Here is a 16168-nt window from a genome sequence, read left to right on the forward strand (position 1 = left end):
AATAATAAAAAAACTTTTTAGAGACTTTATTTATATAATATTTAACTATAAAATTATACTTTTGTATATCTAAGATAAATATTGGAGAAATAAGATGAAAATTACTATAAAAAGCGAAAATGGTCAAAAAGTTGTAGATTTAAAAAACGATTTACAGTTTAATGCTGCAAAAGGTGAACAATATGTGTTCTCAAATGGTTTTTCAAATTATGTTCTCAATTTCAAAGATAATCAAGAATCTGTAATATTAACTTTTAATGTTGATGGCAAAAGTATAAAAGTAGAGTTAAATGGTATCGTTCCACTTCTTCAAGCAAATACAGAAAATATGCCTAATCCAACTGCAATTATTATAAATAAAGATGCAAATGAAAAAGATGTAGATAATATCGTTGATAACAATTCTTTTGATGGTGGAGAGATAATTGATAAATTAGAAGCTCTAATCTCAAAACCAGTTGAATTAGGAAACAATGCAAACTCAAATCTAACAATGATAACAGACTATCAAACACTATTAGAATCTTTAGGAGCAGCAGCAGCTGGACCTGATGCAGGAGGAAATGGAAGTAATGGTTCAACCTTTAACTCAATATTTTCTTTAACTGATGGCGGATTAAATGGTATTGCAGATACTGCAAGATGGGAAAATCTGAGTGAATCTATTTCTACTATTCCTGTGGAGACAGCAAGTACTCCTAATATACAAAATGCAGTAACTAGACCAACTGCAACATTAACATTAAATGATGTAAGTGTAAATGAGGGAACAGGAACAGCAACAGTAGGTGGAAGCTTAGATTATGCACCACAAACAGCATTAATAGTAACACTTTCAAATGGAGCAACAATCACATTTGGAACAGATTATGTAGCAGGAACAATAGTTCAATCAACACCGTTTATTGTACAGGGTGAAGATGTATATGTAGATGGTGAAACTTATACAATATCGGTAATAGGAACAACAGGTGGGAATTTTGAGAATATAATTGTAACAGATACAGCAACAGTAACAGTAAATGATACAACTACAACTGGAACAGCAATTACTTTAAGTGATACAACAGTAGATGAAGGTGGAACAGCAACAATTGGAGTATCAGTAAACGCAGATACAAAAGTTGATTTAGTAGTAACACTTGATGTAAAAGATGTAAATGGAAATAATATCCAAGTTACAATTCCAGCAGGAACAATAGCAAATACAGTAATCACATCACCAGCATTCGTAATTAATAATGGTGAAGATGTATATGTTGATGGTTCAAGCTTTATAGTAAGTGTTATAGGAACAAATAATGATGTAACTAAAGCTAATAACTTCGAAGCATTAACTACAACAGATACAGCAACAGTAACAGTAAATGATACAACTACAACTGGAACAGCAATTACTTTAAGTGATACAACAGTAGATGAAGGTGGAACAGCAACAATTGGAGTATCAGTAAACGCAGATACAAAAGTTGATTTAGTAGTAACACTTGATGTAAAAGATGTAAATGGAAATAATATCCAAGTTACAATTCCAGCAGGAACAATAGCAAATACAGTAATCACATCACCAGCATTCGTAATTAATAATGGTGAAGATGTATATGTTGATGGTTCAAGCTTTATAGTAAGTGTTATAGGAACAAATAATGATGTAACTAAAGCTAATAACTTCGAAGCATTAACTACAACAGATACAGCAACAGTAACAGTAAATGATACAGAAACTCCAGTAGATATAACAATTACTGCAACAGTAACAACACCAAAAATTATTGATGTAAATACTGAATTTGGAACAACAACAGGTGTTAAAATATATGCTACAGATACTTTTGGAAATCCTAAAACGATTTCGATAGTTAAGCGTACAGATCATGATGGATTTGGAGTTGAAGGTTCAACTACAGGAGGAGGAGCTTCCTCTGAATTGGGTAACTTAGATGCAAATGGGAATAGTGAGAAAATTGTTGTTGAATTTGATAAAGATGTAAATTCTCTTGATATTGCATTTGCATGGCGAAATAATGGAGAAACAGCAAGAGTTACCTTTATGAATGATGGCAAAATAGTAGGATATGCTGAAGTTACAGGAGGAGGAGATAATACAAAAGCTAAAGTAAATTATTATACTCCAGATGGTAATTTGATCAAAACTGTTGAAGCACAAGGGGGGACTGATAGAGTTGATTTATCATATACTTTTGAATTACCAGATAGTAATGGAAATTTAGTAGCATTCGATAAAATTGAATTTACAGCACCAAAAATTGATGATGACTATTTAATAAATAAAATTACATATAAAGAAGTAGTTAATCCTTATGTAACAGATATAGTAACAAAAAGTGGTAATGTAACATTTGATATTCAAATAGATGAAAAATATCCACCACAAGGAAAAGCAACAGCTACTGTTGAAGTAAATGGTAAAACATATTATGTTGAATTAAATGCAACAGGTAGAGGAACATTAACTATTGATTCTAAGAATTTAGGTGATTTATCAAAAGTTACAGTAATTGTTACAGAAGTTATTGGTGGAAATTATGAAAAAGTAAATTCAAAATCAGAAAGTTTTGACTTTTCAATTGCTGCACCAACTTCTTCAGATGATATTATAAGTACAGATGAAGATAAACCTTATACTTTAAAGATAACTGATTTTGGTGATGTTTCAACAAATACAACAGAGTTCAAAATTACTCATTTACCAGATAATGGAATACTTTATCTGATAGTTAAAGCAGGCGAAACTATTATAGATAAAGATGGAAATAAAACAGTGGCTACAGAAGATACAAAAATTGAAATTTTTGAAAATCAAGTTGTTTCTTTGGCTAATATTGGCGCAGGACAAGTTGTATTTGAACCAACTAAAAATTCAGATTTAGATGGAAGTTTTAAATTTGCTGTAGGTTATGGAAATGGTAATTTTAGTGCAGAATACACAACAACGATAGAAGTAAAAGCGATTGCAGATGTACCAACTGCAAGTATTAATGTTACAAAAATAACATCAAGTGATGATGGAAGCTTAATTAATTCTTCTATAAAAATAGAAACTACTGATTCTATAAACAATATAGGAACTTCTGGTGATGATATTATTAAAGTTAATAAAGAATTAGTAATGAATGATAAAATAGATTTAAAAGATGGTAATGATACTTTAATTTTAAATAAAAATATCAATCAGGTTACTCTAGATTTAGGTAATGGAAATGATAAAGTAATTATTAATGGACAAGTCAATGGTACTAATAATATAAATCTAGGAAGTGGAGATGATGTAATTATAATAAATAATATAGTTTCAGGTAATACACATATTAATGGTGGTGATGGAAAAGACACTCTTTATTTAAGTGGCAATAAATCAGATTATACATTTAATTGGCAGACAAATAATAATGGGATGATTGAAGGTTCTATAACTGATAAAAAAGGTGGAGGAACTATTCAATATAATCAAATGGAAACAATAGTATTTGGTGATGGAAATTATATAGGAAAAGAACCAGTACCTGTAGAAACTATTTATAAAGTTGATATAAGTGCAGCTTTAACAGATACCGATGGAAGTGAAACTTTAACTGTTAAAATAGAAAAGGTACCAACAGGTGCAACTTTTGATTTAGCAAATATGAAAGATTTAGGAAATGGAGTTTGGGAAGTACCTGTCCATACAAAATCTACATCTATAGATTATAGTAATATTAAAATGACTATTCCTTCTGGAGTTGAATATGTTGATTTGAAAATTACAGCAACAGCAACAGAAGGAAGTAATAGTTCTTCTGCTCAAGCAACTGCTTCTGATGCAACAGTGTATGCTGTTAATGAAACTAATACTTTAATTATTGATAATAAAAGTACAACAACAAATGTTGTAATTACTCTTGATATTTCAAAAAGTATGGATGATAAAGTTGATGGTACTAAAACTAGGCTAGATATTGCAAAAGCTGCTATAAAAAATATGCTTGATTCATATTCAGAACAAGGTACTGTAAATATTAAATTAATCACATTTGATACAGAAGGCAAAGCGTATGCAAATTGGATGACATTATCTGAAGCAAAAACTACTATTGATAGTTTAAAAGTGGGTACATATACAAATTATGAAGATGCAGTTTATGAAACATATAATAAATATACTGAACCAGTTTCAGATAGAACAGTTGCTTATTTTATTTCAGATGGAGTGCCAACTGCAGAAAATAAAGGAATGACACAAACTGTATATACAAATCAAAATTCAAGTAGTGGATATAATAGTGATGAATCTGGATGGTTAGATAGTAGCTATAAAACAGGATGGAATAATTTTGTAAAAAATTATGTTCATGAACTTTATGTTGTAGGTGTGGGAAAAGGAATAAGTGATTATAAATATTTAGATACATTAGCAAGTGCAGGAGATAATGCAGTAATTAAAGTTACTAATGATACACAATTAACTACAGTTTTATCAAATACATTAAATGTAACTATTTCAGGAGATGTAACAGATAATCTTTTTGGAGGGGATGGTTCAAGAACAATAGCTGAAATCATAGTTGATGGAGTTAAATATACAAAAACTACTTTCCCAACAGATGGTATTGCCCTAGATACTGATGGTAAATTAGTGTTTGATTTTGATACAGGTAAATATACTTATAATGCAAAATCTTCTGAATTCATAACAGATACAATGAAAACATTTGAAGTACATGCTTCTGATACAAATGGAGATACAGCATCTTTTCATGTTAATTTGAAAATTGATATTACTCCAAATGAAACAGTAACAACACTTCATACTCCAGATAATGATAGTATTGATTTAACAACTTTAATAAACAATAATACAACTTACAAAGGTGTAACAGATGTTGTGGATATGACTAATAATAAAGTTAATACACTACATGTAGATATGAAAGATGTTGTAGATTTAGTTGATGATGATAAACATTTGGTTATAAAAGGTGATTTAGGAGATAAAGTTGATTTAGATACTCCAAGTGACTGGGCAAATAGTGGGAAAGAACAACTAGATGGTGTAAATTATAAAGTATTTACAGGAACAGGAGTTAACTCAACTATTAAATTATTAATTGAAGATGAAATAATTATTCATCATGATATATAAAATACTGATAGGATTTTATCCTATCGGCATTTTTCTTTAATTTTACAAACAATTGGATATATTTTTAACATGAGACAAACAAGAATAGAAGAGTTCCTAGAACTAGAACACCACAACAAAGAACTTGAAGAAAAAATTAAAGAAGAAGTTGCAAAAAATAGGGAAAAAGATAAGTTAATGTTTCAACAAGCTAAGTTAGCATCTTTGGGTGAAATGTTAGGAAATATATCTCATCAATGGAGGCAACCACTTATGGAAATTAACTCTTTATTTTTACCAATCGAGGCTAAACTTACTCTTGATATGCCTTTGGATAATCAAGAAATTCTTGAAACTATAGATAAATTAAATCATATAACAAAATATATGTCAAATACTATTGATGACTTCAAAAACTTTTTTGCTACGGATAAAGAAAAAATAAAATTTCAATTATTAGAACAAATAAATTCAACAATAAATATTATTAGTGGTGGATTAAAAACTCATAATATAAAACTGGATATTATAATTCAGAAAAATCCTGAAATGGTTGGATTTAAGAATGATTATTCACAAGTTTTAATCAACATAATAAACAATGCAAAAGATATTTTAGTTCAAAGAAAGATTATTAATCCATATATAAAAATCTCAATATTTGAAGAAAAAGAAAATATTATCACAACAGTTGAAGATAATGCAGGTGGAATAAAAGTAGAGCCAATAGATAAAATATTTGACCCATTTTTTACTTATGAAAAACTTGGTGGTTCAGGAATTGGACTTTTTATGTCAAAACTCATAATTGAAAAGAATATGAGTGGAAAATTATCAGTAAAAAATTCTTCTGATGGTGCTTTTTTTAAAATTATTATTCCAAAAATTTAAGCTTTTTTACTTCATATTGTATTTAATTTTATTTAGATATAATCCCCACAAATTACAAAACTTCACTTAATAAATAGGATTATCATGTCAAAACAATTATTACAAAAACAAGCAGATACTATTCGATTTTTAGCAGCTGATATGGTGCAACAAGCAAATTCAGGACATCCAGGTGCTCCAATGGGATTAGCTGATATAGCAACAGTTTTAAGTAAACATTTAAATGTTAATCCAGCTGATGAAAAATGGTTAAATAGAGATAGATTAGTTTTTAGTGGTGGTCATGCAACTGGGTTAGTTTACTCGTTACTTCACCTTTGGGGATTTGATGTATCTGTAAATGATATGAAAAACTTTAGACAAACTCACTCAAAAACTCCAGGTCATCCAGAATACGGACATACTCATGGAATTGAAATTACAACTGGACCTTTAGGGCAAGGTATTGCAAATGCTGTTGGTTTTGCATCGGCTGCAAAATATGCACAAAATCTTTTAGGAAAAGATGTTATTAATCATAAAGTTTATTGTTTATGTGGAGATGGAGATTTACAAGAGGGAATTTCTTACGAAGCAACTGCAAGTGCTGGACATTTAAAACTTGATAATCTTGTAATTATTTATGATTCAAATTCTATTACAATTGAGGGTGACACATCTCTTGCATGGAGTGAAAATGTTAAAAAAAGGTTCCAAGCTATTGATTTTGAAGTTATTGAAATAGATGGACATAATTTTGAGCAAATTGATAAAGCCTTAGTAAGTGCAAAAACTTCAACTATGCCTGTTTTAATTATTGCAAAAACAGCAATTGCAAAAGGTGCTGTTACAATGGAGGGAAGTCATCATGCTCATGGTGCGCCATTAGGTGATGTTGAAATTGCAGCTTCAAAAGTAAAAGCTGGATTTAATCCTGAAGAAAAATTCTTTGTTCCTGCTGATGTAAAAGGTGCTTTTGATAAATTAATCGTGGGTTCAATTGCTCAAAATAATTGGAATGATTCTTTAAGTAATGAAACAAAAACAAAAATTGCTGAACTACAAAACCCAAATTTTGATTCAGTTGTTTATCCTACTTTTGAAGCAGATTCAAGTGTTGCAACAAGAGATTCAAATCATAAAATTTTAAATGCAATTGCAAAAGCAATTCCAGGATTTTTAGGTGGAAGTGCTGACTTAGCTCCATCAAATAAAACAGAATTAATGGGAATGGGTGATTTCCCAAATGGAAGAAATATCCACTTTGGAATCAAAGAACACGCAATGGCAGCTATGACAAACGCTATGAATCTTTATGGATTATTTAGAGTTTATTCGGCAACATTTTTTGTATTTTCTGATTATTTAAAACCAAGTGCTAGAATTGCAGCACTTGCTTCTATTCCTCAACATTTTATTTGGACACATGATTCAATTGGAGTTGGAGAAGATGGACCAACTCACCAACCAATTGAGCATTTATCTCAATTTAGAGCATTACCAAATTTTTATACATTCAGACCAGCAGATGCTAGTGAAAATATAGATTCTTGGAAAGTTGCTTTAAAAATGAAAGCACCAACTGCATTTGTGTGTTCAAGACAAGGTTTAAAAGTATTAAAAGATGAAAAAGCATTTGGAACTGTTGCAAATGGTGGATATTTACTTAAAAAAAGAGAAAATGCAAATATTACGATTATGGCTTCTGGTTCTGAATTAATGCTTGCACTTCAAACAGCTTGTGCTTTAGAAGATGAAGGAATTATTGCAAATATTGTTTCTGTTCCTTGTTTTGATTTATTATTAGAGCAAAATGAATCTTATATTGCTCAAATTATTGATAAAAATACAAGAGTTTACGCTGTTGAAGCTGCTCGAGGTTTAGAGTATTATAGATTTGCGCACAAAGTATTTGGAATGGATACTTTTGGAGCATCAGGACCTGCAAATGATTTATTTGACGAATTTGGATTTACAATTCCAAAATTAAAAGCTAATATCATAGCTGACTTCAAAAAATAGTTTTTGCAAAATAGATGAGTTTTCTCATCTATTTTTCTTTACCTCTTTATCTTTTTCAGAACTTTCTTTCAAACTAATCAAAATATCATCTTTTTTTAATATTAAGCCTTTATAATACTTAGATAAAAAATCTAGGAGAGATTATGAAAATAGGATTTATAGGACTTGGAAATCTGGGTCGTGCAATATGCACAAGATTAGCATCTCTTGGGGATGAATTAATAGTTTATAATAGAAATAAAGAAAAAATAAAAGATTTACCATACAAAAAAACAAATACTCCAAAAGATATTTTAAAAGAGTGTGAAGTTATATTTTTATGTTTGTTTGATTCAGCTGCTGTTGAAAATATTTTAACACAAGAAAATGGGCTTTTATGTGAAGAATTAAAAGGTAAAACAATTATTGATTTAACTACAAATCATTATGAAGAGGTTTTGAAATTTCACAAACTTGTAAATGATATTGGTGGAAATTATCTTGAAAATCCAGTTTTTGGTTCAGTAGCTCCTGCACTTAATGGAGCATTAACAGTTGTTAATTCAGGAAAAATTGAAGTATTTGAGAGAGTAAAACCGATTTTAGAAAAAATTGCTATTGAAATTTTCCATCTTGAAGTTCCATCAAGTGCCACAAAAATGAAACTTATCAACAACCTTTGTTTAGGTTCATTTATGGCAACACTTGCAGAGTGTACAGCATTAGCAGAAAATTGTGAGATTCCTAAGGCAAAAGCTTTGGAAATTTTGGGAGTTGGTGGAGGTCAATCACTTGTATTAAAAGCAAAAACTCAAAAGTTAATTAGTGAAGATTTTTCTGCACATTTTTCAAATAATGCAATAAATAAAGATTTGCATTTAGTTCAAGATTTAGCATATAATTTGAAACAACCACTTTATAGTGCGTGCGTCCCAAAAGAGCTGTTCTCTAAAATGAAAATGATGGGAAAAGGTGAAGAGGATTTCTCTTCGATTTATCAACTATTTAAAAAATAAAAAGGATAAAAAATGCCACATTTACAATTTGAAATAAATAAAAAAGTATCAAATGAAACAAAAGAAAATTTTGTAAATGAAATGCGAGATACTTTTAGCCAAATTATGGACACGGGAACTGACCATATTGCTATTACTTTAAGAGAATATGATAAATACTCTTTAACAATTGGGCGAGCAGATATAAATGATGATATTTGTTTAATGAACCTAGATATTAGGGAAGGTCGAACAATTGAAAAAAGAAGAGAGTTGGCTTTGAAATATATGGAGATTGTAAAACAAAATTTTGGAATTAATACAAAAAATCAATATATCACTTTTACAGAACATAAAGGTGAAGATTTTCATTTGGTTGAAAAGTATTTGGCAACTTGGACAAGTGGTGAAGATCCACTTGCTTGATTTATTTGTTGATTTTATTAAAGGAAAAGAATGTTAAAAGGGATTATTGTTTTGTTGTTTTGTCAATTTTTAGGGGAGTGTATAACTAAATATTTTGAGTTATTAGTTCCAGGGCCTGTGATTGGAATGATTTTATTATTGATATTTTTATTAATTAGAAAAAGTAGTTTTCATAGCCTTGATAACGCAGTTGCTTTACATTTAAGATATTTACCACTTTTATTTATTCCAGCAGCAATGGGAATAATTACTCAAATTGATATTATTACAAGAGAGTTTTGGGCAATAGCAATTGCTTTATTTGTGGGAACTTTGGTGGCTTTAGTATTTGCAGCAAAATTTATGGATTATCTTACAATTAAAGCAGAAAAAAAATGAATCAAGAAGCTTTAATATTTTATATCCATTCAACTCCGCTTACTTGGTTGATTGCCACATTAGCAGCTTTTAAATTAGGAATAATTATCTATGAAAGATTTAATAAACACACTTTATTGCAACCAATAATCATAGCTTATGTGATTCTTTTAAGTTTGATAATTTACACAAATACATCTTTTGAAGAGTATTTTAAAAGTGTTGAAATTATTCATTTCTTTTTAGGACCTGCAACTGTAGCTTTAGCTTTGCCTTTGTATAAAAACCTGAAATATATAAAATCACTTTTTATGCCAATAGTTCTTACTTTATTTATTGCAGGTGTTTTTTCAATAGCGATTGCAGTTAGTTTATTGTGGATTTTTGGAGCAGATTTACCAACAATGTTATCAATGACAACAAAATCAATAACTGCACCAATTGCAATTATAACTTCGCAACAAATCGGTGGAATTCCATCTTTAGCCGTGGGATTTGTACTTATTACTGGAATAATCGGAGCTTTATTTGGAACAATAGTTTTTAAACTCGTAAATATAAAACACGATACATCAAAAGGTTTCGCCCTCGGATTGGTTTCTCATGGAATTGGAACAGCAAGAGCAATTGAAATAAGTGAAAAAGCAGCTGCTTTTTCAGCACTTGCAATGGGACTTAGTGGAATATTTACAGCAATCTTTCTTCCTATGATAATCACTTTTTTTAAGTGATTATCATAAATTAATATTTTTTATTTTAATATATCAATATATCTTGATATATTAAATTTATTTTGTTATACTTCAAAAAAACAAAAGGAATTTTATGGATATTTTTCTAAAAACAGCCAGTGCTTTAAATGATGAAACAAGAATAAAAATTCTCAAATTTATAAATACCTATGGAAAATGTTGTGTTTGTGATTTGGAAAACTCTTTTGAAATGATTCAATCAAGACTTTCACGGCATCTTAAAATTCTAAAAGAAGCTGGATTTTTAAAACTCGAAAGAGAGGGAAGATGGGCTTATTACAGTATTCGATTTCCACTTGATGAGTTTAGAATAGCTTGTATAAAAGAGATAGGGACTCTTCAAATAGATTTACCAGTTCTAAAAAAAGCTTGTGAAACAAAGGAAAATAATTGAAAGAAACACTTTTTGTATATGGAACTTTGATGCCAAACTGTCCAAATGGATATGTTTTGGAAAATATTGTAGGAAAATTTGTCCCAGCAACCGTAAGAGGTTATTTAAAAGATGCAGGATGGAGTGCAAGTATGGGTTATCCTGGAATCAAACTTGACCCAGATGGTGATACGGTTCATGGGTTTTTATTTTATTCAAATAATCTTATTAATCATTGGGAAAATTTAGATGAGTTTGAGGGAGCTGAATTTCAAAGGGAAGAAGTAACCGTTGAAAGGTTTGATGAATTTGAAGTTGATACTTTTATTTATGTTTTAAAAGCTGGAGTTGAAGAGTTTAAAGAAGATATTTTATGATATTAGCAAGTTCAATTTTTATAATCACATTAATTTTTGTAATTTGGCAACCTAAAAATCTTCAAATAGGAACAACTGCTGTTATTGGCTCAATCGTTGCTTTGGTTTTTGGAGTTGTTAGTTTTGATGATGTAAAAAGTGTGACAAATATAGTTTGGGATGCAACATTGGCATTTATTGGAATTATCATTTTATCGATGGTTTTAGATGAAATTGGATTTTTTGAATGGGCGGCACTTAAAATGGCGAAATTTTCAAATGGAAATGGAATAAAGATGTTTATTTATTCTATTTTACTTGGAGCTTTTGTATCTGCACTTTTTGCAAATGATGGAGCAGCTTTGATTTTAACTCCAATTTTACTTGCGAAAATGAGAATTTTAAAACTGAATACAAAAACAATAGTTGCTTTTTTACTTGCAGGTGGATTTATAAGTGATAGTGCATCGCTTCCTTTTGTATTTTCAAATCTTACAAATATCGTAACGGCTAACTATTTTAGTATTGGCTTTGTGGAATATTTTTTAAATATGATTATTCCCTTTATTGTAAGTGTGATAACTTCAATTATTTTTTTATGGTTATTTTTACGAAAAGATATTCCAAAAATAGTTGATATAACTCTTTTAAAAGAGCCAAAAAGTGTTATTAAAAATATGAAACTCTTTTACTTTTCTTGGGTTTTTTTAGGCTTTTTATTGTGTGCGTATTTTATTGGTGATGCTTATGATTTACCTATTTCTATTTTCGCTTTAGGTGGAGCAATTATTTTTCTAATAATTGCCACATTATCAAAAGCAGTAAAAGCAAAACAGATAATAAAAGAAGCACCATGGCAAGTTGTTTGGTTTAGTATTGGGCTTTATATCGTTGTTTATGGTTTGAAAAATGCTGGATTAACAGATTATTTAACAATTGTTTTAAAAGATTTAGCTTTAAGAGGAGATACGGTTGCCATAATTGGAACAGGATTTATAGCTGCATTTTTAAGTGCAATTATGAATAATATGCCAACAGTTATGATTATGGATATTGCACTTCAAGATATACCAAATCAAACTTTTGCATATGCCAATATTATTGGATGTAATTTAGGACCAAAAATGACACCATTTGGAAGTTTAGCAACACTTTTATGGCTTCATGTTTTAGCAAAAAAAGGTGTAAAAATATCATTTTGGCAATATAGTAAATTTGGTTTATTAATCACACCACCTGTGTTATTAATAGTTTTATTAGCCTTATAAATTTAATTAAAGGAGTAAAAAATGAGTAATTTAAATAAAAAAGTTTTGATTTTATGTACAGGAAATTCTTGCAGAAGTATTATCGCAGAAGCTTTAATAAATGCAAAATTAGATGGAATTAGTGCAGATTCAAGTGGCGTAAAAGCCAGTGGAAAAGTAAATCCAAATGCTAAAAAATTACTAGAAGAAAAAGGAATTTGGAAAAGTGAGTATCACTCAAAAACACTTGAGACAGTAATAGAAAATGATTATGATTTGATAGTAACTGTTTGTGATCATGCAAATGAAACTTGTCCAATGTTCCCAAAACCAATAAAAAAAATTCATGTAGGATTTGAAGATCCAGATGGAAAAGGTTTTGAAGCTTTTGAAAATACTTATAAAGAAATAGAAGAAATTTTACTTCCAAAAATAATTGAGGTATTGAAATAGATGTTTGATTGGCTTTTAAACTTAAGTTCTTTATTTGTTTTTAATATATTAAAAATAGAAAAAGGTGCTCATTTAGGTGATGCTTTAGAGTTTTTTATTTATGATACGATAAAAATATTTATTCTTTTAGTTACGATTATTTATTTAGTTACGCTTTTTAGAAGTTATTTTCCAATTGAAAAAGTACGAGATTATTTAAGCGGGAAAAACAAAATAGTTGGACATATAATGGCGGCTGTTTTTGGTGTATTAACTCCTTTTTGTTCTTGTAGTGCAATTCCACTTTTTTTAGGATTTTTACAAGCTAGAATTCCTTTGGGAGTAACTTTTTCTTATTTGATTTCAGCACCACTTAGTGATGCTGTTGTTATTGCTATGTTGTTTTCGATGTTTGGTTGGAAAATAGCTTTGCTTTATGTTGGAGTTGGATTAATCGTTGCTATTGTTGCAGGATTAATAATTGGCTCACTTAATCTTGAAAAAGAGGTTTTGATTGAGATAAAACCCATAAGTAATTGTTGTAATAATTCAAGTAGTAATCAAACAAAATTTATGCAAAATGCAAAAGAATCTTGGGATAATACAAAAGATATTTTCCTGAAAATATATATGTATGTGATTTTAGGAGTTGGAATTGGAGCTTTTATTCATGGATATATCCCCGCTGATTTTATAAGCGAATATGCAGGTGGAGATGTTTGGTATGCACCAATTATTGGAGTTCTTATGGGAATTCCAATGTATTCAAACGCAGCTGGAGTTTTACCATTAATTGAAGTTTTAACACAAAAAGGAATGTTATTAGGAACTGCCTTATCATTTATGATGGCAGTTGTGGCTCTTAGTTTGCCTGAGGCTATGATTTTAAAAAGAGTATTAAGCATAAAACTTATCTCAATATTTTTTGCAATAGTAGGCTTTTCGATACTGATGGTTGGGTATTTATTTAACATGATTTTATAAGGAGAAAAAATGAAAATAGAGATTTTAGGAACAGGTTGTACAAAATGCAAAACCCTTGAAGAAAATACAAAATTAGCGTTAGCAAAAATTGGTGGATTTCATGATTTACAAAAAGTCGAAGATATTGTTGAAATTATGAACTATGGAGTTATGAGTACACCTGCATTGGTTGTTGATGGAGTTGTAAAAAGTAGTGGGAAAGTTTTGAATATTGATGAAATCGTAAAAATAATTCAATAAAGGAGAATGATTTTATGCCAACTTGCCCACTTTGCCAAAATAATTCAACGCCATTTTATAAAGATGAATTTTATTTATGTTCTTGTTGTGGTGGAATATTTAGACCTTCTGAAAAACTTCTTGATAATGAAAAAGAGAAAGAAAGATATGAAAGTCATACAAATGATTCAAATGATTTAGGTTATCAAAACTTTGTATCTCCAATTACAAATTGTGTTTTAAAAGAGTTTAAAAAAGAAGATATTGGTTTAGATTTTGGTTGTGGGAAAGATTCTCCAATAGTAAAAGTATTAAGACAAAATGAATATGAGATATTAGAATATGATCCATTTTTCTTTGATGATAAAAAGCTTTTAGAAAAAAAGTATGAGTATATAACTTGTTGTGAAGTGATTGAGCATTTTTATAATCCAAAAAAAGAGTTTGAATTACTAAAGAAACTTCTAAAAGAAAATGGAGTTTTATACCTAATGACGGGAATTTATAACAAAAATATAGATTTTCCAAAATGGTGGTATAAAAATGATTTGACTCATGTTTTTATTTTTCAAGAAAAAACTTTTGAGTGGATAAAAAAAGAGTTTGAGTTTAAATATATGAAGATAGAAAAGAATTTTGTAAAGTTTTTTTAGAAAAAAAAGAGAGAAAAGAATTCTCTCTTTTTGGGTAATTATCCAGGAATTACATCTTTAACGCTCTCTGGATAATCAAGTGAATATTTGAATTTTTCCATATCAATTTGTTTATCCCAAGCACCAACAACAACAGCTGCAACTGCATTTCCACACAGATTTCCAACGGCTCTCATTTCACTCATAAATTTATCAACACCTAATAAAACAGCAACTGTAACAACTGGAATTACACCACCAAGTGCTGAAAGAGTTCCCGCTAAAACGATAAATCCAGAACCTGTAACTCCCACAGCACCTTTTGATGTAACCATTAAAATAATAATGATACTAAGTTGTTGACCTATAGTTAATGGAATATTAAAGGCTTGTGATAAAAATATAACTGAAAGTGATAAATAAATATTTGTACAGTCAAGATTAAATGAATATCCAGTTGGAATAACTAAACCAGTTGTTCCTCTACTAACTCCCGCAGCTTCTAGTCTTCTCATAAGTGGAGCCAAAGCTGATTCACTTGAAGATGTTGCAAATACGATTAATACTTCTTTATAAATGAATCTCATAAATTTGAAAACATTGATTTTGAAAATAGATAAGATGATTCCTAAAACAACAAAAATAAAAGCAGAAACAGAAATAAACATAACTCCTAATAAACTAGCCATATTAACTAAAGAAGCAATACCAAATTTACCAATTAAAAATGCCATAGCACTAAAACTTGCGATTGGACTTAACCACATTAAAACTGTTAAAATTTTGAAAAAAAAGTTTTGAGCAGTTTCAAGGGGCGCTAAAATTTTTTCTTTATAAACTCCACCAAATGCAGAGATTAAAATAGCCAATGTTAAAGCCATCACTAACACTTGAAGTGTTTGCCCATTTAAAAATGGAGTAATTGGATCAGTTGGAATTGCTCCTTTTAAAATAGACCAAACAGAACCTAAATGTGGATCACCATGTGTGAATTTTTCAACACTTGCAGGATCTAGTGAATCAACAGAAAGATTCATTCCACTTCCTGGTGCAAACCAATTACCAAATAAAACACCAATTGCTAAAGCAAATGTACTTACGATTTCAAAGTAAACAAATGCTTTAAATCCAATAGTTCCTACTTCTTTTAGACTTTTTAGACCAACAATACCTGAAATTATTGTTAAAAATATGATAGGTCCAACAAGCCATTTAAGTATTTGAATAAACCAATCAATCCCTGGTTTTGCTTCAACTGCTAGTTTTGGATTAATAACACCAAAAACAATACCTGAAATAATGGCAACAATAACCCAGAAAGCTAAGCTTTTGATTGTGTAGTTTGTCCAATCTTTTTTCTTTTCATCTAATATTTCTTCCAAGAAACAACCTTAAGTTTTTTTAT

General features: G+C 29.5%; 15 protein-coding genes. 14 read left to right on the forward strand and 1 reads right to left on the reverse strand.

All coding sequences use genetic code 11. The features are described from left to right. The first annotated feature begins 94 nt into the window (after positions 1 to 94). The 14 genes from B0174_RS06635 to B0174_RS06700 all read left to right on the forward strand — a co-directional run bounded on the left by B0174_RS06635 (position 95) and on the right by B0174_RS06700 (position 14784). Positions 95 to 5140, forward strand: a complete 5046-nt coding sequence (locus B0174_RS06635) for a vWA domain-containing protein (RefSeq protein WP_108558907.1) — start codon at positions 95 to 97, stop codon at positions 5138 to 5140. A 69-nt stretch (positions 5141 to 5209) separates the two neighbouring features. Next, positions 5210 to 6010, forward strand: coding sequence for a sensor histidine kinase (locus tag B0174_RS06640; protein ID WP_108558908.1), 801 nt, complete (start codon positions 5210 to 5212; stop codon positions 6008 to 6010). 84 nt (positions 6011 to 6094) lie between these two features. Continuing rightward, positions 6095 to 8011, forward strand: coding sequence for a transketolase (tkt, locus tag B0174_RS06645; protein ID WP_108558910.1), 1917 nt, complete (start codon positions 6095 to 6097; stop codon positions 8009 to 8011). Between the two features lie 143 nt (positions 8012 to 8154). Further along, a complete protein-coding gene (locus B0174_RS06650) occupies positions 8155 to 9006 on the forward strand; it encodes an NAD(P)-dependent oxidoreductase (RefSeq protein ID WP_108558912.1) in 852 nt (283 codons plus the stop codon). Between the two features lie 12 nt (positions 9007 to 9018). Next, positions 9019 to 9411 (forward strand): tautomerase family protein, encoded by a 393-nt coding sequence (locus tag B0174_RS06655; RefSeq protein WP_108558914.1) that lies wholly within the window; start codon positions 9019 to 9021, stop codon positions 9409 to 9411. Between the two features lie 30 nt (positions 9412 to 9441). Then, positions 9442 to 9789: a CidA/LrgA family protein gene (locus tag B0174_RS06660; protein ID WP_108558916.1), complete on the forward strand. Its 348-nt coding sequence runs from the start codon at positions 9442 to 9444 to the stop codon at positions 9787 to 9789. Beyond that, entirely contained in the window at positions 9786 to 10499 is a 714-nt protein-coding gene (locus B0174_RS06665) for an LrgB family protein (RefSeq protein WP_108558918.1), read from the forward strand. Before B0174_RS06660 ends, B0174_RS06665 begins: the two co-directional genes overlap by 4 nt. A 94-nt stretch (positions 10500 to 10593) precedes the next feature. Next, on the forward strand, positions 10594 to 10914 hold the full coding sequence (locus tag B0174_RS06670; RefSeq protein ID WP_108558920.1) for an ArsR/SmtB family transcription factor: 321 nt from the start codon (positions 10594 to 10596) through the stop codon (positions 10912 to 10914). Beyond that, positions 10911 to 11270 carry a gamma-glutamylcyclotransferase family protein gene (locus B0174_RS06675; RefSeq protein ID WP_108558922.1) on the forward strand — a complete coding sequence of 120 codons (360 nt, stop codon included), beginning with the start codon at positions 10911 to 10913 and terminating at the stop codon, positions 11268 to 11270. Before B0174_RS06670 ends, B0174_RS06675 begins: the two co-directional genes overlap by 4 nt. Next, complete coding sequence (locus B0174_RS06680) at positions 11267 to 12517, forward strand: arsenic transporter (RefSeq protein ID WP_108558924.1); 1251 nt, start codon at positions 11267 to 11269, stop codon at positions 12515 to 12517. Before B0174_RS06675 ends, B0174_RS06680 begins: the two co-directional genes overlap by 4 nt. Before the next feature lie 21 nt (positions 12518 to 12538). After that, positions 12539 to 12949 carry an arsenate reductase ArsC gene (locus tag B0174_RS06685; protein WP_108558926.1) on the forward strand — a complete coding sequence of 137 codons (411 nt, stop codon included), beginning with the start codon at positions 12539 to 12541 and terminating at the stop codon, positions 12947 to 12949. Next, positions 12950 to 13912, forward strand: a complete 963-nt coding sequence (locus tag B0174_RS06690; RefSeq protein ID WP_108558928.1) for a permease — start codon at positions 12950 to 12952, stop codon at positions 13910 to 13912. Positions 13913 to 13921: 9 nt separating this feature from the next. Further along, complete coding sequence (locus tag B0174_RS06695; protein ID WP_108558930.1) at positions 13922 to 14152, forward strand: thioredoxin family protein; 231 nt, start codon at positions 13922 to 13924, stop codon at positions 14150 to 14152. A 14-nt stretch (positions 14153 to 14166) separates the two neighbouring features. Next, entirely contained in the window at positions 14167 to 14784 is a 618-nt protein-coding gene (locus B0174_RS06700; RefSeq protein WP_108558932.1) for a class I SAM-dependent methyltransferase, read from the forward strand. A gap of 38 nt (positions 14785 to 14822) precedes the next feature. Here B0174_RS06700 and B0174_RS06705 read toward each other — a convergent pair whose 3' ends face one another. Then, positions 14823 to 16145, reverse strand: coding sequence for a cation:dicarboxylate symporter family transporter (locus tag B0174_RS06705; protein WP_108558934.1), 1323 nt, complete (start codon positions 16143 to 16145; stop codon positions 14823 to 14825). Positions 16146 to 16168: the final 23 nt, after the last annotated feature.

The organism is Arcobacter caeni (assembly GCF_003063245.1).
In the GTDB taxonomy this organism is placed as follows: domain Bacteria; phylum Campylobacterota; class Campylobacteria; order Campylobacterales; family Arcobacteraceae; genus Aliarcobacter; species Aliarcobacter caeni.

Excerpts from the sequence above, each read along its gene's own strand:
- B0174_RS06635 (WP_108558907.1), top strand. The coding sequence starts at position 95 with ATGAAAATTACTATAAAAAGCGAAAATGGTCAAAAAGTTGTAGATTTA.
- B0174_RS06640 (WP_108558908.1), top strand. The coding sequence starts at position 5,210 with ATGAGACAAACAAGAATAGAAGAGTTCCTAGAACTAGAACACCACAAC.
- tkt (WP_108558910.1), top strand. The coding sequence starts at position 6,095 with ATGTCAAAACAATTATTACAAAAACAAGCAGATACTATTCGATTTTTA.
- B0174_RS06650 (WP_108558912.1), top strand. The coding sequence starts at position 8,155 with ATGAAAATAGGATTTATAGGACTTGGAAATCTGGGTCGTGCAATATGC.
- B0174_RS06655 (WP_108558914.1), top strand. The coding sequence starts at position 9,019 with ATGCCACATTTACAATTTGAAATAAATAAAAAAGTATCAAATGAAACA.
- B0174_RS06660 (WP_108558916.1), top strand. The coding sequence starts at position 9,442 with ATGTTAAAAGGGATTATTGTTTTGTTGTTTTGTCAATTTTTAGGGGAG.
- B0174_RS06665 (WP_108558918.1), top strand. The coding sequence starts at position 9,786 with ATGAATCAAGAAGCTTTAATATTTTATATCCATTCAACTCCGCTTACT.
- B0174_RS06670 (WP_108558920.1), top strand. The coding sequence starts at position 10,594 with ATGGATATTTTTCTAAAAACAGCCAGTGCTTTAAATGATGAAACAAGA.
- B0174_RS06680 (WP_108558924.1), top strand. The coding sequence starts at position 11,267 with ATGATATTAGCAAGTTCAATTTTTATAATCACATTAATTTTTGTAATT.
- B0174_RS06685 (WP_108558926.1), top strand. The coding sequence starts at position 12,539 with ATGAGTAATTTAAATAAAAAAGTTTTGATTTTATGTACAGGAAATTCT.
- B0174_RS06690 (WP_108558928.1), top strand. The coding sequence starts at position 12,950 with ATGTTTGATTGGCTTTTAAACTTAAGTTCTTTATTTGTTTTTAATATA.
- B0174_RS06695 (WP_108558930.1), top strand. The coding sequence starts at position 13,922 with ATGAAAATAGAGATTTTAGGAACAGGTTGTACAAAATGCAAAACCCTT.
- B0174_RS06700 (WP_108558932.1), top strand. The coding sequence starts at position 14,167 with ATGCCAACTTGCCCACTTTGCCAAAATAATTCAACGCCATTTTATAAA.